Source organism: Proteinivorax hydrogeniformans, from assembly GCF_040515995.1.
Taxonomy (GTDB): Bacteria; Bacillota; Proteinivoracia; order Proteinivoracales; family Proteinivoracaceae; genus Proteinivorax; species Proteinivorax hydrogeniformans.
This window is the reverse complement of sequence record NZ_CP159485.1, coordinates 857288-878511: the sequence shown is the minus strand read 5'-3', so window position 1 is coordinate 878511 and position 21224 is coordinate 857288. Positions and strand designations below refer to the sequence as shown.

The window sequence follows — 21224 nt, the reverse complement described above, 5'->3', positions numbered from 1 at the left end:
TATATATAGACGATAACTATGACCAAAATGTTTCACATTTTTAAATTTTTTTTAACTTTTTTTAAAAAACTTTGCTTTTTTACCCATTCTTACATTTTTGATAGTTCTTTTCTAATTTTCATCGCTAGTTCTGGATAGTTGGTAATTAAAATATCAACATTCCATCGAATAAATTGTTTAATATCTTTTTCTTTATCAACAGTAAATACGTTTACATCCACATTGTTTTTTTGAGATTCCGCTATTTCCTTTTTTGTGATGCTGAAATAATTAGGATGCACTGCATCAGAGTTTGTTACTCTTTTAGCATATTCCCATGGCTTGTATATTTTTGCCCTATATAAGAGCCCTGTTTTAATGTTAGAACATAGTTTTTTCACCCTAATAATGCTTTGATGATTAAAAGAAGATATAATAACATTATCCATAAGATCATAGCTTTGGATTAGCTCTAATACTTTTTCTTCAATGCCAGGATAGTTAACATATCCATTTTTAAGCTCCACATTTAAAATAAATTTCTTCTGCCAAAATAGTTCTAACACTTCTTTCAGTGTTGGAATTTTAGTATTAGCAAACCTATCGTCAAACCAGCCACCACAATCTAAATTCTTTAATTGGCTGTATGTATAGTCTTTTAGGTATCCCCTAACATTTGTGCAGCGTTTAAGTTTTTCATCATGAAAAACAATTGGCACGCCATCTTTAGTAAGCTGGACGTCAAATTCAACACCATCTACCCCTTTGGAAATAGCACTTTTAAAGGCAGCTATAGTATTTTCTGGCGCCACTTTACTATCACCCCTATGGGCAAGAATTTTTGTCATAATAACCTCTCCTTAAGTTTAATGTTTCCATTGACTTAATTACTAGCAGTGCTAAAATTATATACATAAAACTATCATTGTCCAATAAATATGTCCTAATATAATTATTTCATTTTTATTTTAAACAGCTGCAAGCTGTGAGATAACAAACAAAGGAGATAAAGCATGTATTATAAAATCGTAAATAGTCCTTTAGGTGATCTAACACTAGTTGCTAATGAACAAGCCTTACAAAAAATAGTGTTTGGGACCCTAGCTGAAGATAGCTTAGAGGAAAAAGAAACTACGTTACTTAACCAAGCTGAAGATGAACTACAAAAATACTTTAAAGGCACACTAAAAAAATTTGCCGTACCCGTAAAGCCCCAGGGCTCATATTTTCAGATGGCTGTTTGGGATTATCTAAAAATGGTCCCATATGGCGACACAATCTCATATGGTCAAGTTGCAAAGGCTATAGGCAACCCAAAAGCTGTGAGAGCAGTCGGGCAGGCCAATAACAAAAATCCAATACCTATTATTATCCCCTGCCACAGAGTTGTGGGCAAGGATGGATCCTTAATCGGCTATTCGGGAAAACTTGAAAATAAAAAGAAGCTTTTAGATATGGAAGGATTAAAACCGTGAGTATAGTACTCACGGTTTTTTTATTACTAACATTTTTTTCATCGTACATCTCTATAACCAGAAAACAGAAAACCTCCTACGCTTGCCAAGTTTTCTTCTACAAACTCGATAAGTCTGTCCTTATCTTTATTGGAGTAAAATGATGCAAAAGCTCTATTAAATCTTTCAGCGTATTTTGAATCAAATTCTATAAGCTCTCTATGCATCCATTTCCCTTCACCTATCCAATGCCTATTTAATCTCATCACAAATTCTGATAATAAGAAGGAGAGTCGGTTTACTATAAAAGTTGACTCAAAATGGTCACTTGACCCTTTTAAGTCTTCTACCATCTCAGTTATCTTTAGTCGGTACTCTTTTATTTCATCGTCACTTAAAGGTTTAGGTCCTTTTTTAATTACATCCTCGAATTCTCTTTTTAGAACATTAACATTCTTTTTGGTATCCACTATGGGTATCCCTTCCACAATCATACTCATCAAAAAGGGACGAGCTTTTTGCACACCAATATCGCAGAATGTGTCAAAACTTTTATCATCGTAGACGAACACCTCGATAGGCCATTTATCATAGATTAAAGACTTACGATAAGGTGATGGCTCTGTTTTATTTATAATTACAATGTCTAAGTCAGAGTTTTCATTGCCCTCTCCCCTGACTACGCTTCCTGCCAAAATAGCAAGCTGGCAATCCGGGTAACTTTCTTGCACAAATTTTCTTGCAGCAATTAAAGCGCATCCAAGCATAGTCTTCCCCGCCTTTCTTTACTATTGTTGTAATATTTCTACAACCAACGGAGAATTCCTGCATTTTTGGGGTTATTTTAGTCTATTTTCTAATTTTTCTTTCTCTTTTTCGAAACCTTTCTTTCCTAAAAGAGCAAACATATTCTTTTTATAGTCCTCCACTCCCGGCTGGTCAAATGGGTTTACTCCTAGCAAGTATCCACTTATTCCGCATGCTTTTTCAAAAAAGTATACTAGATAACCAAAGCTTTGCTCTGAAATTTCATCTATATTTAGGACGATATTAGGTACACCGCCATCAGTATGAGCTAACATTGTACCTTGTAAGGCCTTTTCGTTTATAAAATTAACGGTTTTTCCGGCAAGGTAATTTAGACCGTCAAGATCCTGCTCATCTGTTGGCAGGGCAATATCTTCCTTGGGGTTTTTGACTTTTATTACTGTTTCAAAAAGATTTCTTAGCCCATCTTGTATATATTGGCCCATAGAATGTAAGTCAGTTGTAAAGTTAACGCTGGCTGGGAACAAACCCTTATGGTCTTTTCCTTCGCTTTCACCGTAAAGCTGCTTCCACCATTCTGATAAATAATTTAAGGAAGGTTCATAGTTAGCCATTACTTCCACTGTTTTTCCTTTACGATAAAAAATATTTCTAAGTACCGCATATTGATAACAGTGATTGTCCTTAAAATCAGAATTTTTAAAGTCGTCATACGCAATTGCTGCGCCTTTTATTATTTCATCAATATCAGCGCCACTTACTGCTATAGGTAATAGACCAACAGGGGTTAGCACAGAGAATCTTCCACCTATGTCGTCTTCAATCACAAAGGTTTTATATCCTTCTTGGTCAGCTAAAGTTCTTAAAGCTCCTTTGCTCTTATCTGTGGTTGCTATAATCCTTTGCTTAGCCCCTTCTTTACCATACTTTTCTTCTAGGAATCCTCTAATTATTCTAAACGCTACTGCCGGCTCTGTGGTAGTACCAGACTTTGAGATAACGTTTACCATTACTTCCTTATTTTCAATTAACTCCATTAAATGCTTCATATATGTACCACTTATATTTTGACCAACAAAATGAATTTGAGGTGCTTTTCTTCTTTCATGGCTTAACTCATTATGGAATGTATGGCTTAACATCTCGATAGCTGCTTTTGCTCCTAAGTATGATCCCCCTATTCCAATAACTAAAAACACATCACAGTTCTTCTTTATACGTTCTGCTGTTTCTTTTAAATCCTGTATTTCATCTTCATCAATTTGTTTAGGAAGATCAACCCAACCTAAAAAGTCATTTCCAGCACCAGTTTTATCATGAAGCTGACGGTGAGCCTCTTTTACAAAAGGTGCCATCATCTCCATTTCCCCTTCTTTTAAGAAGGAGCTCGCATTTTTATAGTCTAATCTTAGCTTTGACATATTGAATACCTCCTAGTATTTTAGCTATAAAGTAAATTATAGTAAACTTTTTTATTTTTTTCCACGGTTTTTTTCAATCAATTCGATTATTTTATCAAGTCCTAATGATGAGCTATCTTTTTCCATCTTTTCAATATAACTTGCTCTATTTTTATAAACATCTTCTACTTTTTCTAATAACATTTGATCTGTAAGGCTTTCTTCATGTATAACTTCACTAAAACCTTGCTTTAAAAAGGATTCGGCGTTTAAAATCTGATCTCCCCTACTAGCAGCTTTGGAGAGTGGTATCAAGATATTTGGTTTCTTTAAGGCTAAAAACTCAAAGATGGAGTTTGCTCCCGCCCTTGATATAACTACATCTGTTATGGAAAGAAGGTGTGGGAGCTGATTTTTGACATAAGGATATTGAACATACCCGACTTTATTTAACAAGCCTTCTTCCACCTTTCCTTCGCCACATAGATGGATAACATTGAAATTGTCTAGCAGCTTCGGCAGTATATTTCTAATATGCTCGTTTATTTTAGCAGCTCCTAGACTTCCTCCCATTACCATAATTACTGGCTTGTTGGTTGAAAAACCTGTTTCTTTATACCCTTCTGAGCTGTCACCGTTAAGGATGTCCTCTCTAATCGGTGAGCCTGTATATATACCTTTTTCTTTGGGGACGTGATTTAAAGTTTCTGGAAAAGTTACGCACACCTTACTACAAAATGGTATAGCAATCTTATTTGCAAGTCCCGGTGTGTAATCAGATTCATGAATTATGGTAGGAACTTTTTTTAATTTTGCTGCCATAATTACAGGGACTGTTACAAACCCTCCTTTTGAAAAAATTATGTCCGGTTTTATTCTTTTGATAATTGATGCTGCCTGGCTCATACCCCTTAGCACTCTAAATGGATCAGTAAAGTTATCCTTGTGGAAATATCTCCTCAGCTTTCCAGATGATATTGCAAAATATTTTATATTTAATTCTTCGATCAGTTGACGTTCTATTCCGTTTTTACTGCCGATATAATAAATCTCATAACCTAGCTTTTTAAGCTTTGGTAATAAAGCTATATTTGGGGTGACATGTCCTGCCGTTCCACCGCCGGTTAGAATAATTTTCTTCATCAAACATTCTCCTTTTTATTTTTCCATTCAGATTTTAAGATACTAAAAATTACATGATCTACATATTTCCCACTATGATAACGATAACCTCGTAAAGTTCCCTCATAACTAAAACCACATCGCTTTAAAACATTTTGAGCGGAAAGGTTTTCTATATCAGTATCAGCTTCAATACGATGTATTGAATAGTTTCCAAATATATAGTCTATAATTAGCTCTGTTGCTTTTTTTCCTATCCCCTTTGATCTATGGTTAGATTGACAGATAACTAAGCCTATACTGGCAACCTTAACATCATTACCAGTATATTTTATATTAACATAGAAAAGTCCTACTAAAGCCTTGTTATTTTCCACCATCATTAACCAGTTATTTGCTCCTAAAAATCCGTCGCTTTCAAACCGTTTTCTCAGGCCAGCCATAGAATTTAGCTGTAAGCTTTGAAAAGTTCCTCGATACTTTTGAACATTTAACCACTGATATAGCTGTTTAAGATCATTTTCTTCAATACACCTTACCAAAACCCCATCTTTTTCTAACATTATTATCACCTCAAATAATTTTTTAATCAAAATTTTAATTTAGGAAATAATATCTAGTACTATTTAATTCTTTTAAGAGAGTGGTTTTTCCTCTTTATAAAATAAGAGAGTTTTTTTTATAAAGAGTTTGACTTTTTAAAAGATAAATGGTACTATATAAATAATATGAGGTGAGGCTGAGCCTCGTAGGTAAAATATTTTCAGCCAAACCCTAATAATGGGTTAGATTCTAGGAGGTTTTTGATACATGCAAGAAGGTACAGTTAAATGGTTCAACGCTGAAAAAGGTTATGGTTTTATTTCAATTGAGGGTGGCGACGATGTGTTCGTACATTTCTCAGCAATCAACGAAGAAGGTTTCAAGACCTTAGAAGAAGGCGCTAGAGTTAGCTTCGAAATTACCGAAGGTAGCCGTGGCCCTCAAGCTTCTAATGTAAGCAAGTTATAAGATACTCAATACATTAGACAATTAAAAAACAGTTCCTTCTAAGGAGCTGTTTTTTTGTTTGCATAAATTTAACTTCCTCCTTAAATACTAATAAAAAACAAGGAGGTTTTTTATTATGATCACTTTAAGTCAGAAAGAGGAAAGCTTACTAAATGAGCTATCACAACATGAAGAACTGTGTATAGAAAAATACACAAACTATGCTCAAAAAGCACAAGATCCTCAACTTGCCCAACTGTTCCAAAGTTTGGCTCAGAAGGAACAACAACATTATGATAGTGTGCAAACGCTTCTACAAGGACAAATCCCTCAAAATGCACAAGGCGGTGGACAACAAGGGCAATCTCAACAAGGTAGTGGGCAACAGGGCCAATCACAAGGACAGGGGCAAGGTATGCAGGGACAACAAAATCAAAGTGGTCAAATGTCCCAACAGCAAGGTAGTCAAGGCTCGCAGCAAAGCAGTCAAAGCCAGCAACAAAACAATCCCGATTCATCCTTGCTTGAAGATATGTTGATGACAGAAAAGTATGTATCAAGCTACTATGATACGGCAGTATTTGAAATGAGCAATAGCCAAGTAAGACAGGTTTTACAGCATATACAACAAGAAGAGCAACAACATGGAGAAGAAATTTATAACTACATGAGCGAAAAAGGGCTTTATAATTGAGTAGTGAGAGTTTTAAGTTAGAGGTAAAGTAGCAACAAAAGAAATCTCGCAGCTAATTAGCTGCGAGATTTCTTTTGTTGCTACTCTTTTAAGTCAATTTTCTTGCTTTCTAAGGCTATCTTTTCCCTTTCTAGTTCCAGTTCCTTTTCTTTTAAGCCATACTTTTTCTTGGTTTCATAGATACCCCAAATGATAAGACCAACAAAACCCACTATAAAAAACAACTCCATAAGGTTTATCCTCCTTTTAAGGTTTTCAAAATACTAAAGCAGAAACTCCCTACCTAATAGTATAGTTAGTTAATATATTATATTAATAGTATAGGAAGTCAGAAGTGGAGGTTAGGAGTCTGGGATTTCTTTTGCTACAAAGAAGATGGGTGCTTTTAAGTAGCCTTACTTGCCTGGTTTTGGTCCGTAATATTGGTAATACTGACATGCAATCCTCCCATTATATAGCTTTCTTCTTTTTGTGGCTTCTTTTCCAAATAGCTCTTCAAACTCTCTATTTGAAGTTAGCACATAGAAGGACCATGTGTCTAACTTTGAAAAGACATCTCCCATAGTTCTATAAAGCTCTTCCACCTGTTCTTTTTCACCTATTCTTTCACCATAAGGTGGGTTTGTAACTATCATTCCATACTTATCTTTTGAACTTAAATCTTTTACGTCTCTTTTTTGAATATGGATTACATCATCTAGCATCGCTTCACTTATGTGCTGCTGGGCGATTTTTGTAACCCTGCCATCGATATCATAGCCTTGTATCGATAGCTCCTTGTCATATTCTGCCACGTCATGGGTCTCTTTTCTCGCTTCCTTCCAGCTCTTTTTAGATATGTTTTCCCAGCTTTCAGATACAAATTCTCTGTTCATGCCTGGTGCTATGTTTTGACCTATCATGGCTGCTTCTATACAAATTGTTCCGCTACCACAGAAAGGATCTATTAAAGTTCTGTCAGAATTGTACTTTGCCAGTTTTAGCATGGCAGCTGCTAATGTTTCTTTTATGGGAGCTTTGCCTTGGTCTGTCCGGTAACCTCTCTTATGTAGTCCCGGTCCTGTTGTGTCGATACTTAAGGTTACGGTATCTTTAAGTATCGAGACTTCTATCTTATATGTGGGGCCTTCTTCAGAAAACCACTGATCTCCATATGTATCTTTTAGTCTATCTACTACAGCTTTTTTTACAATTGCTTGACAGTCAGAAACGCTATACAGCTTAGACTTAATTGATTTTCCTTCTACTGGGAACTTGGCATCTTGGGTTATCCACCACTCCCAAGGTAGCGCTTTTGTTTGTTCGAAAAGTTCTTCAAAAGTAGTCGCTTTAAACTCACCCATTTTTATCTTTACTCTGTCTGCGACTCTAAGCCATAAATTAGAGCGACAGATGGCTTTTTCATCACCTAAAAAGGTAACTTTACCATTTTCAACACTCAACTTTTTGTACCCTAAATCTTCAACTTCATCAGCTACTATAGACTCTAGCCCAAAGGTAGAGGTAGCTATTAGTTCAATTTTCATCATCTCACTCCTACTGTTTATAAATTACTATAGTGATAGTTTACCTTTTGTTTAGCCTTAAGGCAAATAAATACAGTGATTTATTAAATATTTTTTCCAAAGGATGCTAAATATAAGTATAGATTTTCAATTATATGTGAGGAGGAATTATATTGACTAAACGAACATTCAAATCTCCTAAATACTTATTTTGGGATAAGAAAGAGTGGCAAGAGGCAGCGGAAACTTTAGCAAACAGTAGCCCCGAGTTTGTAGACTTAACTGGCAAAGAACAAGTTTCGCAAATGATAGGATGGTTATCAGATCAGTATCCAGTAGAGCAGGAAGAGATAGATAAGGCTAAGGCTAAGGTATAATGCAAAAAAGCCTATAAGAAGGCAATTTTGGCTTCTTATAGGCTTTTATTATAAGTGGTTACCTGATAGTTATGATATAATATGCTCCTCCTATTACAGTTATCAACAAAGCTGCATAAATAAACGTTAGAGGCATCAGCTTTTTCAGCTCACTTTCTTCTACTTGCACTGTTTCTTTTTTCCAGGCTACTATTTTAATAATGTTACTTATTAACCCAACTAGTAAAGAATAAAGTATTACAGCTACAATGCTATTTAATTGTAAAAAGGGATAATCCTGTATTTGCAACATCCCTCCTACCCTTACTATAAGTAGCAGCGATAATGCTATAATTAGAAATTGTATCTTTCTATAATTCTTCTGTTTCCCATCCACAACATCCACTTTTACTGTAAACCAGGAATTTTCTTCATCGCTTTCTTCCAAATTAAAAAGGCTTCTAACATAAAAATAAATCAAAACCCCGATAACTACAGCTCCAAACAAAATAAAACCAAACAAGATTAAAATGTCCCCCAACTAATCCCCCCTTTAATGTTAGTTTATAATATGTACTCTAGTATTTATTTCTGTATAAACAATAAAAGTCCTGTTTCAACTAAAAGAAAGTTGACTTGTCAAGGGGAGTGTAAGGGTGTATGTTGTGATACATGAGGAGTTGGAATTTCTTTAGCAACGAAGAAGATGGGCGCACAATTGACCCAAGATGGTTCAGAGGGCTTTAAAGTGCTCAGATTCGAGGCGCAAAGTAATTCCAACCCCGGAATGTATGGGCTGATACATGAGGAGTGGGAATTTCTTTAGCAACGAAGAAGATGGGCGCTCAATTGACCCAAGATGGTTCAGAGGGCTTTAAAGTGCTCAGATTCGAGGCGCAAAGTAATTCCAACCCCGGAGTGTATGGGCTGATACATGAGGAGTTGGAATTATTTTAGCAACGAAGAAGATGAGCGCTTTAAAGCCCTCTGAAATTATTTTTGCCCTCCTTGGGGCCAGATTATCCAAGAAGGGCAAAAACTATAGGGAGTCATATTTGGCAAGGCCTAGCACCGAGCCAAAGTTAATAACAATAATAAATATTTTTTACTTGTACTGTTCTGCTATATATACTTTTCTACGCTTGTTGTAAAATTCCTTCTTTTTTGTAACAAAATTATTAATATTTTTTTAACAAAATTACAAATGTTACACTAACCATCTTCTGCATTCTCGCATAAACGCCTATATACTAGCGTTTTTCACACTTGAGTAGCTCGTTAATATTATATGATAATTTTTACAAAAATATTACACGAATTGTTTTATCTGTTTGTACCGATGTATGCCAAAGCTCCACCTATGCAGAATAATATAACCTCTCCAACACCTATAGATGTGGGTACAACCATTGTCGCAGAACCTACTATCAGCCCAGATAAAAATAACATCACCCTTGATCTATAGCTTTTTAACAAATAGGTAAGTAACCAGCTAAATAAAATTAGTCCTAATCCTACACCTATAGCAAAAAAGAATAGTAGTCTAACATCAAAAGTATTTACTGCTTTTAATACATCATCATATATTCCTAACATAATTAACATGGTAGCTCCGCTAATTCCCGGCAGAATCATGGCGCTACTACTTAGGATTCCACTAATCACAAGGGATATAGAAATAGGTAGATAAATCAACATGCCATGTTCTAAGCTTTCTTTGCCAAAGTAATATGCAATAAAAAAACCTATAATTACAAAAAGGCTATCTACTTTGGCGAACTTTTCCACTTCATTTAAAGTAACTCTAACAGAAACCAATATTAAACCCATCAAGAATGCATAGGTTAAATTATGGTAGTTTGCCAAAATAAACGCAATCAGGTGGCTAGAAGCTAATATACCTCCAGCTACTCCAACTCCAATAGGCCATAAAAACCTAAGATTAAAGTTTTTTATGGCTGCTAATATCCTATCATAAACTTTTAGAAGTAATGCTACCGTTCCAAAGCTTAGCCCTGGCAAAACCAGCGAAATTCCTAAAGGAATTCCTAGTAAAGCAAGTTTTATTTTTTCCATATAGTTCCCCCGTTAAATTTTCACAAAGTAAGGCTTCATTTTTTTAAACCTAGCAATATACTTTAAGCCTGCATCTTCCATGCACTTTTTAGCAAGACTGAAGTTGTGACATAAGGTGTCTTTTGTATGTGAGTCTGAGCCTAAAGTAACTATTTCTCCACCCATTTGCTTATACATTTTTAATATCTTTACAGATGGTAATGGCTCACCTAAATCATATCGATAACCGGAAGTATTTATTTCTATACCTTTTCCATTATGAATTAAGTACTTGAAAATTTCTTCTAAAATATCTAGATGATTTTGCACTTTTCCAGAAGCTATCTCTACATTATATCTTTTAAGTAAATCTATATGACCTATTACGCTAAACTCATTAAACTTTTTTATGCTTTCGTATAACTCTAAATAATAAATTTCATTGGCTTCTTTCGCACTTTTACCCTCAAAAAACTTTTTTGTATGAATATCTTTACGCTGCGCAGTGTGAGTCGAAGCTATAACAAAATCAAATTCTCCTTGTTGGGTAAGCTTAGAGCATTTCTCCGAAATATGTGGTTGGACACCTAGCTCTACCCCCTTTAGTATGGAGAGCTTATTTTTATATTTTTGAGCATATCCTGTAATGGTTTGTTTATACTCCTTAATATCAAACTCAAAATTAGCCCCATCTACGCAAAAATCATAATCTACATGATCTGTAAAACAAACTTCCTTTATTCCTTGCTGAATAGCCTTTTTAATAGTCTCTTCCATATCCGCTTGGCTATCTTCTGAAAAACTTGTATGAACATGGTAATCAAACATGTTATCCCCCCTATACGCTCTTTACTTATTGTAAGTTATAGTAAAAATCTTGGCAAGTGTTATCTATTGCCCTCCTATGTTTCTCCCATTTCTAACCACCTAAAAAGGCTGGGACAAAACCTTTTATTTGCCCACGCTGAAAATAACGAGTAGTGGTAATTAATGAATGAAAAGCACGAACCTAAGACCTTAATTAACCACGGTTAATAACGATATTGGTTACACGCTTGAATGTCATTAAGAGTCCAACAATGGAATCTAGTATTTAGCAAAAGACGGTTCCATTCACAAAAATCGATGATCGGAACCGTCTTTTTATTTGTTTTAGCTAGAAATGCCCTAGCCCCTTACGCTCTTAAGATTCTAACTGAATTAAGCACTGCTATAAGCGAAACACCTACGTCAGCAAACACCGCTTCCCACATAGATGCTAACCCAAAAGCACCTAAAACTAACACAATTCCCTTTACTCCTAGAGCCAAAACAATATTTTGCCAGACAATACTCCTGGTTCTTTTGGCGACTTCTAAAGCCTCTATAATCTTATAAGGATTGTCTTGCATGACCACTATATCTGCTGCCTCGATTGCAGCATCAGATCCTAATCCTCCCATAGCAATTCCTATGTCACTTCTTGCTATAACAGGGGCATCATTTATACCATCTCCAATAAATGCTGTGTTACCAGTTGATTGGTTAGATATTTGCTCAAATTTTTCCACCTTTTGGTGTGGTAATAGCTCAGAATAAACACTGCCTATTTGTAGCTTTTCTGACACCTGCTTTGCTACTTTGTTGCTATCCCCAGTGAGCATTACTGTGTTAATATTTCTGCTATTTAGTCCTTTAATTGCAGAATATGACTCTTTTTTAATTTTATCACCAATGAGTATAATCCCCAGTAGTTCTTTATCAACAGCTACGTATAAGGCTGATCCTTCATCTTCTTCACTTTGATAACAATAAGCTTCTATACCTTCTTGTAAAAGGAAGTTTCTATTCCCAACAATGACCGGCCTATTATTTACTTTAGCCTTTACTCCTTTTCCTGATATCTCGCTAAATTCAGCTACTAATTCTTCGTCAATCTCCTTATTGTACGCCTTGACAACTGACTGGGCGATAGGATGATTTGAGTAAAACTCAACATGGGCAGCATAGTATAAAACTTCGTCTTCACATTTATTCTTACTAATAACCTTGTTTACCTTAAAGATGCCTTCTGTTATCGTGCCTGTCTTATCAAATACTACTGTATTGATGTTATTAAGGCCTTCTAAAAAATTACTTCCCTTTACTAGAACTCCTTTTTTAGAAGATGCGCCAATTCCTCCAAAAAAGCCTAAGGGAATGGATACAACCAATGCACAAGGACAGGATATTACAAGAAACACTAAACTTCTATATACCCAAGTGGTAAATTCTCCTGAAAAGAACAACACCGGTATCAACGTCAACAGTGTGGCTATACCCACTACAGCAGGAGTATAATATTTTGCAAATTTAGTTATAAAGTTTTCGGTGTTGGATTTTTTAGAACTTGCATTTTCTACAAGCTCCAATATCTTCTTCACTGTTGATTGCGAAAATTCTTTTTGAACCTTAATTTCTAACAGGCCCTTTTGATTTATACTACCGCTTAAAACCTGACTTCCTTTTTTGATAGCTATAGGAACAGACTCCCCAGTTAGTGCCGATGAGTCTATCAAAGAGTTTCCGCTAATCACCACTCCATCTAAAGGCACTTTTTCTCCCGGTTTTACCAATATAATATCTCCTATATTTACATCTTCTGGGTTTACCTTTTTAGTTTTTCCATTTAATTTTAAATGGGCGTAATCTGATTTAATATCCATGAGTTCCGATATTGACCTCTTTGAATGATTTACAGCTAAATTCTGTACAAATATACCGATTTTATAAAAGAGCATAACAGCAACAGCTTCTGGGTATTCTGCTATAATTAGGGCTCCAATAGTGGCTATAGTCATTAGAAAATTTTCATCGAATATTCTACCTTTTAAAATATTATTAACCGCTTTAAATAGCACATCATAGCCTATTACAGCGTAACTTGCTAAAAATAAACCTATACGAATAGTCCCATCACTCATAAAAACAGCGGTTCCAAATAAAAAAATAGCAATCAAAAGCTCAAAAAGCTTTTGTTTCTCTATCCCTCCAAAAATCCCACGGAGATTGTTGTTTGTATTTTCTTTCCTGGTGATTTCTACATGTGGCTCTAAGTCCTTTACAATATTTTTTATATCTTCAAAAGGATCTTTCCCCTCATTAACTTCAACCATTAACTTTTTGCTTACAAAATTTAAGTTAGCTTTTTCTACATAAGACAGTGTTTTTACACGCTTTTCTATCTTATTAGCACAGTTAGCACAATCTAAACCATTTAGATGATATGTCACTTTCATTATTTCCCCTCCTACTCCCTTATATGCTCTAGACCCTGCATAAAAATTTGTTCGACATGCCTATCCGCTAATGAATAATAAACTACTTTTCCTGCTCTTCTAAACTTGACAAGTTTTGCACCCTTTAACACCTTCAATTGATGTGAAATTGCTGATTGATTCATATCAAGTAACGCAGCTATATCGCACACACACATTTCCTGGCGCCAAAGTGCAAATAATATCTTAATTCTTGTGGTATCCCCAAAAACCTTAAAAAGATCTGATAACTCAAACAGCTCTTCATCAATTGGTAGCTCCTTGCTCACTTTGTCTACTGCTTCCTGATGTATAACTTTGTTTTTACACTTCTCTATTTTTGATTTCTCCATTTATTAACCCCCTCATATGAACAAATGAATAGATGTTCATGTGTCCTAGTTATAGTATATGCACCACTTTAAATTCAGTCAATACTTTTTTTGCGCAACCAATGATAAAGTAAGACTTCAATCAATAGTAAAAGCCTTACCCTCTACTAGAAGGCAAGGCTTTCAGTTTTAATTTTTTTTCTCTACTTGTTTTTTAAATTTTATTACGTTATTTTTTGAATTAGCTTTTTCTTTTTTAGTTTCATTTTTCTTTTCCTCTTCTTCGGAAAAATCTATCCCTAAAAACACAAAGACTATTATTATTGCAAAGGATATAGGTACAGAGAAGTTTCTAAAGTAATAAAATCCTCCCCTTAAATCAAATATATAAGGAAGGCCATATTTTGCTTCAAAAGCTCTCCCGTATAGTACATACAAGTTAAACAGCGCCAAAATTAAAATTACAGCTAGGGTAATTAACGTCCAGCTTCTATGATTATCTTCTAACTTCAAAAAATAACATAGTCTGGATTTTAAACGCAGCTTGGATTTTGGGGTTTTTTGCGTAACATAATCTACTACTTCATTTATCTTAAACTGAGGCTTAACAGAAATCTTACCTTTGCTATACAGTACATTCCAAGCAACCAGTACTAAAGTACATAGACATACAAACACAAATATAATGTTAACCATGGTGTTGCTCATTTTTGGATCCTCCATATCTCTTAGAAATTTCCTGATTTTCAAAGGAACTTAAAAGCTTCTATAGAATACATATACTAACCTAAATTGTATAACTAGATATTATCAAAACAGTAAAAAGAGAGTCTATAAAAGTTTCTATACCTGGCGCAAAACTTCCTTTAAATTTTCAATATATTATTTAAAGTTTTTACGCTTAAAGTATAGTTTTAAAAAAAAGCCTAAAGTCCATCATTTTCGTGATCTATCACGTAAAATGATGGACTTTTTTCTATCTTTGTATATTGACTTCATGCCTAACTTGCCCTTCTAGAGTTTTAGTCACAGCAAAATATTTCTTGTTGGTCCTACCTTGAAATACAAAGTAGTCTAAGTCGTGGATGATTCTATGGGCATCAATTAGCCCTTGAACATCTCGCTTTTTTGTGGCGTACGTAAGCAATTTTTTGGCGGTCTCTAAATCGGTTTGCATTGACTTATAATCACTTTTTTCTTTCAGTTTTTTTATAGGCACAGTTAATTTTTCATTCATTTCTTCGTTAAGATCATTCCAAACTGCAGCCTTGTTATCCTCATAGATTTCATAGTTTCCATATCCCACTATTTGATTAATCTCATCATGAATAGCTGCAATATAATTTGACATAGTAGCAATGTTATCTCTACTCTTTTCATTTAAAGCAAGTTCTCTTGCTTGAATATAATCAGATTGAAATAAGTAGGTAACACCAAAAAATAACGTTGATGTTATAGCTAATATAATGATGCAAAATAACGACCATCTTAACAGCATGCTCTCCATAAGTTTCATAACATCACCTCAAAACTCATCCTTAATCAATTCATGAGCTATAATTTTTCTGTGGTACATTTAACCTCTAACTACTTTTAATAATAACACAAATATAATAAAAGAGGTATAGAGTTTAGATAACCAACTCTATACCTTTCCTTTTATACCTTTATAATTTACTCTAATAACCCTTCAGATTCTAACCAATCCCTTGCAACATCTCTAGGTTCTTCTCCATCTAGATCAACTTGACCGTTTAGAGATGACATTGTTTCATCATCTATACGACCTGCTAGCATATTTAAAACTTCCTCTAGCTCAGGATGCTCCTCTAGGGTGTCATGCCTTACTATTGGTGCAGCATAGTATGGCGGGAAAAAGTTTTTGTCATCCTCTAACATCTTTAAATTAAATGCCATAATTCTACCATCTGTGGCAAAAGCATCGTTTACATCAGCGTTCCCATCCCTTACTGCTGCATAGGTTAGACCAGGGTCAAAACCAGCAGTGTCGCCAAACTCAAAACCATAAGCTTCTTGTAAGCCTTGGTACCCATCACTTCTTTCTAAAAACTCATGAGTTGCACCTAAGATTAGCTCATCAGCATGTTCTTTTAGATCACTCACCTTTTCTACACCCAGTTCTTCTGCTCGATCTTCACGCATAGACAGAACGTAGGTGTTGTTAAAACCTAAAGGCTTTAGCCATTTTACACCCATTTCATCGTATTTGTCTGCGACTATATCATAAGCCTGTTGAGGGTCATTAACTAAGTCTAAATCCAATAAGTTAATCAGTGCAGTACCGGTATATTCTACATACATGTCTAAATCCCCACGATGAAGAGCACCATCAACTACATTTGTACCGCCTAACCAGTTTCTATAGTTTACCTCAAGGTCGGTTTGTGCTTCGATAAGCTCACCTGTAATATAAACTAAGATGTCCTGTTCTACATAATCCTTTCCACCAATAGAGATGGTGTTTCCATTATCACTGGAACACCCAACAAATACCAATGAAATCATTAAAACCGTTACTAATACTAATTTACGCATAAATTATAAACTCCTCCTACTAATATTTATTTTCTTAACCCCTTTGGGGTTGTTAATATTTCTAATTGTTTTATCACAAAATCGAAGACAATAGCCAATAAAGCAGCTGGGATAGCTCCTGCTAAAATCAATCCATCTCGGCTTGTTGAAATTCCTCTAAAAATAAATTCTCCAAGTCCTCCAGATCCCGCTAAAGAGGCCAATGTAGCAACACCAATTATAAGAACTGTTGAAGTCCTTATACCCGCCATTATAACTGATAAAGCTAACGGTAGTTGTACTTTAAAAAGGATTTGCATATCTGTCATGCCCATACCTCTCCCTGCTTCAATAGCTGAAGGATCTACATCGATGATTCCTGTATATGTGTTTCTCAATATTGGTAGCAGACCATAAATTGTAAGAGCTACTATTGCAGGCCATATCCCCAACCCTAAAATAGGAATCATAAAACCTAGTAGAGCTAAAGAAGGAATAGTTTGAAAAACAGCAGTTATCCCTATAACAGGTTCTGCCAGCTTTTTATGCCTGGTTAAAAAGACACCCAAAGGCACTGCTATCAATACCACAATTGACAATGAAATCATTGACAGCTGCAAATGTTGAAGCAAATACATAATCAACTCGTCAGTACGCGTAGTTACTATATGAAAAAAATCTAGTAAACCTTCCATCAAAATTTATACACTCCTTTATTAGTCCAAGTACTTATCAGCCATAACTTCAACAAGGCTAGCACGTGTTACTACACCTACTACATTCTCCTCATCGTTTAAAACCGGCACGTAAGATATATTGTACTTATTAATCAATTCCACTACATCTTCAAGTGATTGATTCATCTGAACAGTTGGGACTTCGGTATCCATAACATCAGCTAAACTTTTTGTTTCATCGGAAAAGTTTTTCTGAACAGCCCAAACACCAGCTACTCCCTTAAATTTATTTTTTTCTGTGACTATCAGACTGTCCACCCGGTTTTTACGCATAGTTTTTAGAGCACCAGCCAAACCTTTTGAAGGTCTTTCTTTAATCGGTTTATCCATTACTCTGTCAATTGACGGAAGTTCTGTACCATCTTTTAGTCTATCCTCTCCGATAAACTCGCTGACAAAATCATTTGCCGGTCTTCTCAATATCTTTTCCGGCGTATCAACCTGAACAATTTCTCCATCCTTCATAAAACAGATTCTATCAGCTATCTTTAAAGCTTCATCCATATCATGGGTAACAAAAACAATTGTCTTTTTTATTTCTTCTTGAAGGTTAACAAGCTCATCTTGAAGTTGTTCCCTACTAATAGGGTCTAAGGCACTGAAAGGCTCGTCCATCAAAATTACTGGAGGATCAGCTGCTAATGCCCTTATAACTCCTATACGTTGCTGCTGTCCACCACTTAACTCTGTAGGATAACGCTCCCTATAAGTCTTAGGATCCAATCCTACAAGATTTAAAAGTTCGTCAACTTTCTTTTCATATTTTTCTTTATCCATTTTTTTAAGTTTAGGAACTATAGCCACATTCTGTCCTATGGTCATGTGTGGTAATAATCCGATACTTTGGATAACATACCCGATATCCCTTCTTAAAAGAACAGGATTAGAATCCTTAATATCCTCGCCATCTAGATAAACAGTGCCTGAACTTGGTTCAATTAGCCTGTTTATCATTCTCATAGTAGTTGTTTTCCCACAACCACTAGGTCCTATTAAAACTAATAACTCGCCATCTTTGATGTCAAGATTAATTCCCTTTAGCGCTTTAAATCCATCTTCATAAACTTTTTCTACGTTTTCAAATTTTATCATTTCTGACCTCCTCTGACCTTTATATGTTAACATAATAAGTTAACTAAAAACAAAGTCCTTAAACCTCGGTTATCCCACTTTATTGTGTCTAGCACTGTCAGTAGCCATATTATGGTATAGATTCTTAGTTATAAATGGAAATGCTTAATAATGCTCAATAATGGTCAAAAAAAACTGCCGACTAAAAGTCGACAGTGAAAGGCTTGGTTTCTTCACTATTGAATTATCCCCTGCTGACGCAAAAAATCTCTCGCTACATCTCTAGCATCTTCTCCTTCTAAATCAACCCGTCCATTTAATTCAGCCATAGTAGTATCGTCTAAAACTCCACCTAGCCTGTTAAGTGCATCTTCCAGCTCAGGGTGCTTCTCTAAAGTCTCCTGCCTAACAATTGGCGTAGGATAATATGGAGGGAAAAAGTTTTGGTCATCTTTTAAGGGTTTTAAATCAAAGGCCAAAATCCTTCCATCGGTTGAGAAGGCATCATTTACATCTCCTTCCCCGTCTCTTATTGCGGCGTAGGTAAGACCTGGGTCTAATCCACGTACATCCCCAAATTCAAGCCCATATGCTTCTTGGACCCCTTCAAACCCATCAGGACGCTCTAAAAATTCATGAGTTGCAGCTAACGTCAAATCAGGCGCAAATTCAGCAAGATCACTGACAGTCTCAATACCTAATTCTTCAGCATGGCTTTCCCTCATTGAAAGAACATAGGTGTTATTAAAACCTAGTGGCTCCATCCAGATAATATTTTTTTCATCTTGATATATCTCACTAACAGTTTGATAAGTTTCATCTGGATCCGTCATCGCTTCCATGTTTAATATATTGACTAAGGCAGTACCTGTATATTCGGGATACATGTCCAAATCTCCTCTATCTAAAGCTTGAGCAACTACATCTGTGCCTCCCAAAAAAGTACGTGTTCGTACGCTTAACTCGGTATGCTCCTCTATCACAGCTTCCATCAAGTAAACCATTATGTCCTGCTCTGTAAAATTTTTTCCCCCTATTACAATTTCATCACCTCCACCAAATAGTGCTGAACAGGCACTTCCTAAAAATAGAACCATACTTAATATCACTATTTTTGAAATTTGTTTCATCTTCTTACCTCCCTATTTTTTTAAACCTTTTGGTGTAGCTTTTGCTTCTAACCATTTGATTGTGAAATCAAAAAATAACGCTAATAATGCTGCTGGTATAGCACCACCTAAAATCAGTCCCGGATCAGATGTTGAAATACCCCTAAATATAAATTCACCCAACCCACCCCCACCAATAAGGGATGCTAATGTGGCTACTCCGACAATAAGGACTGTAGAAGTCCTTATACCTGCAATAATAAATGACATAGCCAGGGGTATTTGCACCATCGTTAAAACTTGCATAGAGGTCATTCCCATTCCCACTCCAGCTTGAACTGCCGCCTCATCTACAGAAACTATCCCGGTATAGGTATTTCGTAAAATAGGTAGCAAACCGTAAATTGTAAGAGCAACAATCGATGGTATAAACCCAATACCTAAAAATGGAATCATAAACCCTAAAAGGGCTAATGAAGGTATTGTCTGGAAAAGAGCTGCTACGCCAATAACTGGTTCTGCTAACTTTTTACTTCTAGTCAAAAGTATTCCTAAAGGTACAGCTATAGCAACAGCTATAAATAACGCTACTACTGTAAGTTGAATATGTTGTATAAAGAAGGTAACTAGTTGGTCAGTTCTGTTAGTTACTACGTCAATAAAAGCCCTTAATTCATTCATTGTCATTAATCACTCCCATCTTCTAAATACATATCAGTCATGACTTCAACTATGCTAGCTCTTGTCACTACTCCTCTTACCTTCCCCTCACCATCTAAGATTGGCAAAAAGGATGTATCGTATTTATTTACTAACTCAACAGCTTCTTCTGTCGATGTTTTTAATGTAGCCGTTGGATATTCCTTGTCCATAACATCCCCTAAGTTCATTTCCTCATTTCTATAATGCTTCTGGATACGCCAAACTCCAGCTACTCCTAAATATTTTTCTTTTTCGACTATCACTAGTTTGTCCACCTTGTGTTTGCGCATCTTTTTGACAGCTTCAAAAAAACCTTGAGTGGGTTTCGCTGTTATAGCTTTATCCATTATTTCAGCTAAGTCAGGTAAGGTTTCTGCTTCTTTAAGCCTATCCTCTCCAATAAAGGATTTTACAAACTCATTTTTTGGATACCTTAAAATTTTTTCTGGAGTGTCAATTTGTACAACCTCCCCATCTCTCATCAAACATATCCTATCTGCAATTTTCAGCGCCTCATCCATATCATGTGTAACAAAAACTATAGTTTTTTGGATTTCTTCCTGAAGTTTTACAAGTTCCTCCTGTAACTGCTCTCTACTTATAGGATCTAATGCACTAAAGGGCTCGTCCATTAAAATAATTGGAGGATCTGCGGCTAGTGCTCTAATTACCCCAATTCTTTGTTGCTGCCCTCCACTTAATTCCGCAGGGTACCTTTCTTTATAAGTTTTAGGGTCTAGCCCTACCATTTTTAATAGCTCGTCCACTTTATCTATATACTCTTCTTTATTCATTTTCTTTAGCTTAGGAACTAAAGCAACATTATCACCTATAGTCATATGGGGGAGCAGGCCAATGTGCTGAATCACATAACCAATATTACGCCGTAAATAAACAGGGTCAATACTAGTAACATCGTCTCCATCTATAATTATCCTTCCTTCAGTAGGGTCTATCAATCTATTTATCATCCGCATTGTAGTGGTTTTGCCTGAACCACTTGGTCCTATAAGTACCAACAACTCTCCCTTATTTACCTCAAAGGAGATTGAATCTAATGCTTTAAAACCATCTGCAAAAATTTTAGTTACTCCTTCAAACTTTATCATGGCCGTCCTCCTTTTTTACTAACTAATTTTA

General features: G+C 35.5%; 24 protein-coding genes. 4 read left to right on the top strand and 20 right to left on the bottom strand.

The window, feature by feature from the left end; genetic code table 11:
* Positions 1-89: 89 nt before the first annotated feature.
* Positions 90-827 carry a glycerophosphodiester phosphodiesterase gene (locus tag PRVXH_RS04170; RefSeq protein ID WP_353894057.1) on the bottom strand — a complete coding sequence of 246 codons (738 nt, stop codon included), beginning with the start codon at positions 825-827 and terminating at the stop codon, positions 90-92.
* Between the two features lie 165 nt (positions 828-992).
* Here PRVXH_RS04170 and PRVXH_RS04165 point away from each other — a divergent pair, with 165 nt between their 5' ends.
* Positions 993-1454 (top strand): methylated-DNA--[protein]-cysteine S-methyltransferase, encoded by a 462-nt coding sequence (locus tag PRVXH_RS04165; protein ID WP_353894056.1) that lies wholly within the window; start codon positions 993-995, stop codon positions 1452-1454.
* A gap of 38 nt (positions 1455-1492) precedes the next feature.
* Here PRVXH_RS04165 and PRVXH_RS04160 read toward each other — a convergent pair whose 3' ends face one another.
* The 4 genes from PRVXH_RS04160 to PRVXH_RS04145 all read right to left on the bottom strand — a co-directional run bounded on the left by PRVXH_RS04160 (position 1493) and on the right by PRVXH_RS04145 (position 5286).
* On the bottom strand, positions 1493-2200 hold the full coding sequence (locus tag PRVXH_RS04160; RefSeq protein WP_353894055.1) for a nucleotidyltransferase domain-containing protein: 708 nt from the start codon (positions 2198-2200) through the stop codon (positions 1493-1495).
* Positions 2201-2272: 72 nt separating this feature from the next.
* Positions 2273-3622, bottom strand: a complete 1350-nt coding sequence (locus tag PRVXH_RS04155; protein WP_353894054.1) for a glucose-6-phosphate isomerase — start codon at positions 3620-3622, stop codon at positions 2273-2275.
* A 51-nt stretch (positions 3623-3673) separates the two neighbouring features.
* Positions 3674-4744: an undecaprenyldiphospho-muramoylpentapeptide beta-N-acetylglucosaminyltransferase gene (locus tag PRVXH_RS04150; RefSeq protein ID WP_353894053.1), complete on the bottom strand. Its 1071-nt coding sequence runs from the start codon at positions 4742-4744 to the stop codon at positions 3674-3676.
* Positions 4744-5286 (bottom strand): GNAT family protein, encoded by a 543-nt coding sequence (locus PRVXH_RS04145; RefSeq protein ID WP_353894052.1) that lies wholly within the window; start codon positions 5284-5286, stop codon positions 4744-4746. Before PRVXH_RS04145 ends, PRVXH_RS04150 begins: the two co-directional genes overlap by 1 nt.
* A gap of 247 nt (positions 5287-5533) precedes the next feature.
* On the opposite strand from PRVXH_RS04145, the gene PRVXH_RS04140 reads away from it, so the two are divergent.
* Both PRVXH_RS04140 and PRVXH_RS04135 read left to right on the top strand, forming a co-directional pair.
* The gene (locus PRVXH_RS04140; protein ID WP_353894051.1) at positions 5534-5734 is read left to right on the top strand and encodes a cold-shock protein; all 201 of its coding nucleotides are present in this window, start codon (positions 5534-5536) and stop codon (positions 5732-5734) included.
* A 115-nt stretch (positions 5735-5849) separates the two neighbouring features.
* The gene (locus tag PRVXH_RS04135; RefSeq protein WP_353894050.1) at positions 5850-6407 is read left to right on the top strand and encodes a spore coat protein; all 558 of its coding nucleotides are present in this window, start codon (positions 5850-5852) and stop codon (positions 6405-6407) included.
* A gap of 80 nt (positions 6408-6487) precedes the next feature.
* Here the strand turns inward: PRVXH_RS04135 and PRVXH_RS04130 are convergent, their stop codons facing one another.
* Both PRVXH_RS04130 and PRVXH_RS04125 read right to left on the bottom strand, forming a co-directional pair.
* Positions 6488-6637, bottom strand: coding sequence for a hypothetical protein (locus tag PRVXH_RS04130; protein WP_353894049.1), 150 nt, complete (start codon positions 6635-6637; stop codon positions 6488-6490).
* A 165-nt stretch (positions 6638-6802) separates the two neighbouring features.
* Positions 6803-7936 (bottom strand): class I SAM-dependent RNA methyltransferase, encoded by a 1134-nt coding sequence (locus PRVXH_RS04125; RefSeq protein WP_353894048.1) that lies wholly within the window; start codon positions 7934-7936, stop codon positions 6803-6805.
* A 149-nt stretch (positions 7937-8085) separates the two neighbouring features.
* Here PRVXH_RS04125 and PRVXH_RS04120 point away from each other — a divergent pair, with 149 nt between their 5' ends.
* Positions 8086-8289: a hypothetical protein gene (locus PRVXH_RS04120; protein ID WP_353894047.1), complete on the top strand. Its 204-nt coding sequence runs from the start codon at positions 8086-8088 to the stop codon at positions 8287-8289.
* Positions 8290-8347: 58 nt separating this feature from the next.
* On the opposite strand, the gene PRVXH_RS04115 is transcribed toward PRVXH_RS04120, so the two are convergent.
* The 13 genes from PRVXH_RS04115 to PRVXH_RS04055 form a co-directional block, all read right to left on the bottom strand.
* Positions 8348-8809, bottom strand: a complete 462-nt coding sequence (locus PRVXH_RS04115; RefSeq protein WP_353894046.1) for a hypothetical protein — start codon at positions 8807-8809, stop codon at positions 8348-8350.
* Positions 8810-9591: 782 nt separating this feature from the next.
* Entirely contained in the window at positions 9592-10344 is a 753-nt protein-coding gene (locus PRVXH_RS04110) for a DUF368 domain-containing protein (protein WP_353894045.1), read from the bottom strand.
* 12 nt (positions 10345-10356) lie between these two features.
* Positions 10357-11151 (bottom strand): histidinol-phosphatase HisJ family protein, encoded by a 795-nt coding sequence (locus PRVXH_RS04105; RefSeq protein ID WP_353894044.1) that lies wholly within the window; start codon positions 11149-11151, stop codon positions 10357-10359.
* Between the two features lie 347 nt (positions 11152-11498).
* Entirely contained in the window at positions 11499-13580 is a 2082-nt protein-coding gene (locus tag PRVXH_RS04100) for a heavy metal translocating P-type ATPase (protein WP_353894043.1), read from the bottom strand.
* A gap of 11 nt (positions 13581-13591) precedes the next feature.
* Entirely contained in the window at positions 13592-13951 is a 360-nt protein-coding gene (locus tag PRVXH_RS04095) for a metalloregulator ArsR/SmtB family transcription factor (protein WP_353894042.1), read from the bottom strand.
* Between the two features lie 168 nt (positions 13952-14119).
* The gene (locus tag PRVXH_RS04090; RefSeq protein ID WP_353894041.1) at positions 14120-14638 is read right to left on the bottom strand and encodes a hypothetical protein; all 519 of its coding nucleotides are present in this window, start codon (positions 14636-14638) and stop codon (positions 14120-14122) included.
* Positions 14639-14906: 268 nt separating this feature from the next.
* Positions 14907-15446, bottom strand: a complete 540-nt coding sequence (locus PRVXH_RS04085; RefSeq protein WP_353894040.1) for a hypothetical protein — start codon at positions 15444-15446, stop codon at positions 14907-14909.
* A gap of 158 nt (positions 15447-15604) precedes the next feature.
* Positions 15605-16486, bottom strand: a complete 882-nt coding sequence (locus PRVXH_RS04080; protein ID WP_353894039.1) for a glycine betaine ABC transporter substrate-binding protein — start codon at positions 16484-16486, stop codon at positions 15605-15607.
* 26 nt (positions 16487-16512) lie between these two features.
* The gene (locus tag PRVXH_RS04075; protein WP_353894539.1) at positions 16513-17160 is read right to left on the bottom strand and encodes an ABC transporter permease; all 648 of its coding nucleotides are present in this window, start codon (positions 17158-17160) and stop codon (positions 16513-16515) included.
* 21 nt (positions 17161-17181) lie between these two features.
* A complete protein-coding gene (locus PRVXH_RS04070) occupies positions 17182-18294 on the bottom strand; it encodes a betaine/proline/choline family ABC transporter ATP-binding protein (RefSeq protein WP_353894038.1) in 1113 nt (370 codons plus the stop codon).
* A 215-nt stretch (positions 18295-18509) separates the two neighbouring features.
* Positions 18510-19403, bottom strand: a complete 894-nt coding sequence (locus PRVXH_RS04065) for a glycine betaine ABC transporter substrate-binding protein (protein ID WP_353894037.1) — start codon at positions 19401-19403, stop codon at positions 18510-18512.
* Between the two features lie 12 nt (positions 19404-19415).
* Positions 19416-20063, bottom strand: coding sequence for an ABC transporter permease (locus tag PRVXH_RS04060; protein WP_353894036.1), 648 nt, complete (start codon positions 20061-20063; stop codon positions 19416-19418).
* Positions 20064-20068: 5 nt separating this feature from the next.
* Positions 20069-21193: a betaine/proline/choline family ABC transporter ATP-binding protein gene (locus PRVXH_RS04055; protein WP_353894035.1), complete on the bottom strand. Its 1125-nt coding sequence runs from the start codon at positions 21191-21193 to the stop codon at positions 20069-20071.
* Positions 21194-21224: the final 31 nt, after the last annotated feature.

Bases quoted from the DNA above. Each gene is read 5' to 3' on its own strand.
- PRVXH_RS04170 (WP_353894057.1), bottom strand. From the start codon at position 827: ATGACAAAAATTCTTGCCCATAGGGGTGATAGTAAAGTGGCGCCAGAA.
- PRVXH_RS04165 (WP_353894056.1), top strand. From the start codon at position 993: ATGTATTATAAAATCGTAAATAGTCCTTTAGGTGATCTAACACTAGTT.
- PRVXH_RS04160 (WP_353894055.1), bottom strand. From the start codon at position 2,200: ATGCTTGGATGCGCTTTAATTGCTGCAAGAAAATTTGTGCAAGAAAGT.
- PRVXH_RS04155 (WP_353894054.1), bottom strand. From the start codon at position 3,622: ATGTCAAAGCTAAGATTAGACTATAAAAATGCGAGCTCCTTCTTAAAA.
- PRVXH_RS04150 (WP_353894053.1), bottom strand. From the start codon at position 4,744: ATGAAGAAAATTATTCTAACCGGCGGTGGAACGGCAGGACATGTCACC.
- PRVXH_RS04145 (WP_353894052.1), bottom strand. From the start codon at position 5,286: ATGTTAGAAAAAGATGGGGTTTTGGTAAGGTGTATTGAAGAAAATGAT.
- PRVXH_RS04140 (WP_353894051.1), top strand. From the start codon at position 5,534: ATGCAAGAAGGTACAGTTAAATGGTTCAACGCTGAAAAAGGTTATGGT.
- PRVXH_RS04135 (WP_353894050.1), top strand. From the start codon at position 5,850: ATGATCACTTTAAGTCAGAAAGAGGAAAGCTTACTAAATGAGCTATCA.
- PRVXH_RS04130 (WP_353894049.1), bottom strand. From the start codon at position 6,637: ATGGAGTTGTTTTTTATAGTGGGTTTTGTTGGTCTTATCATTTGGGGT.
- PRVXH_RS04125 (WP_353894048.1), bottom strand. From the start codon at position 7,936: ATGATGAAAATTGAACTAATAGCTACCTCTACCTTTGGGCTAGAGTCT.
- PRVXH_RS04110 (WP_353894045.1), bottom strand. From the start codon at position 10,344: ATGGAAAAAATAAAACTTGCTTTACTAGGAATTCCTTTAGGAATTTCG.
- PRVXH_RS04105 (WP_353894044.1), bottom strand. From the start codon at position 11,151: ATGTTTGATTACCATGTTCATACAAGTTTTTCAGAAGATAGCCAAGCG.
- PRVXH_RS04100 (WP_353894043.1), bottom strand. From the start codon at position 13,580: ATGAAAGTGACATATCATCTAAATGGTTTAGATTGTGCTAACTGTGCT.
- PRVXH_RS04095 (WP_353894042.1), bottom strand. From the start codon at position 13,951: ATGGAGAAATCAAAAATAGAGAAGTGTAAAAACAAAGTTATACATCAG.
- PRVXH_RS04090 (WP_353894041.1), bottom strand. From the start codon at position 14,638: ATGAGCAACACCATGGTTAACATTATATTTGTGTTTGTATGTCTATGT.
- PRVXH_RS04085 (WP_353894040.1), bottom strand. From the start codon at position 15,446: ATGAAACTTATGGAGAGCATGCTGTTAAGATGGTCGTTATTTTGCATC.
- PRVXH_RS04080 (WP_353894039.1), bottom strand. From the start codon at position 16,486: ATGCGTAAATTAGTATTAGTAACGGTTTTAATGATTTCATTGGTATTT.
- PRVXH_RS04075 (WP_353894539.1), bottom strand. From the start codon at position 17,160: ATGGAAGGTTTACTAGATTTTTTTCATATAGTAACTACGCGTACTGAC.
- PRVXH_RS04070 (WP_353894038.1), bottom strand. From the start codon at position 18,294: ATGATAAAATTTGAAAACGTAGAAAAAGTTTATGAAGATGGATTTAAA.
- PRVXH_RS04065 (WP_353894037.1), bottom strand. From the start codon at position 19,403: ATGAAACAAATTTCAAAAATAGTGATATTAAGTATGGTTCTATTTTTA.
- PRVXH_RS04060 (WP_353894036.1), bottom strand. From the start codon at position 20,063: ATGAATGAATTAAGGGCTTTTATTGACGTAGTAACTAACAGAACTGAC.
- PRVXH_RS04055 (WP_353894035.1), bottom strand. From the start codon at position 21,193: ATGATAAAGTTTGAAGGAGTAACTAAAATTTTTGCAGATGGTTTTAAA.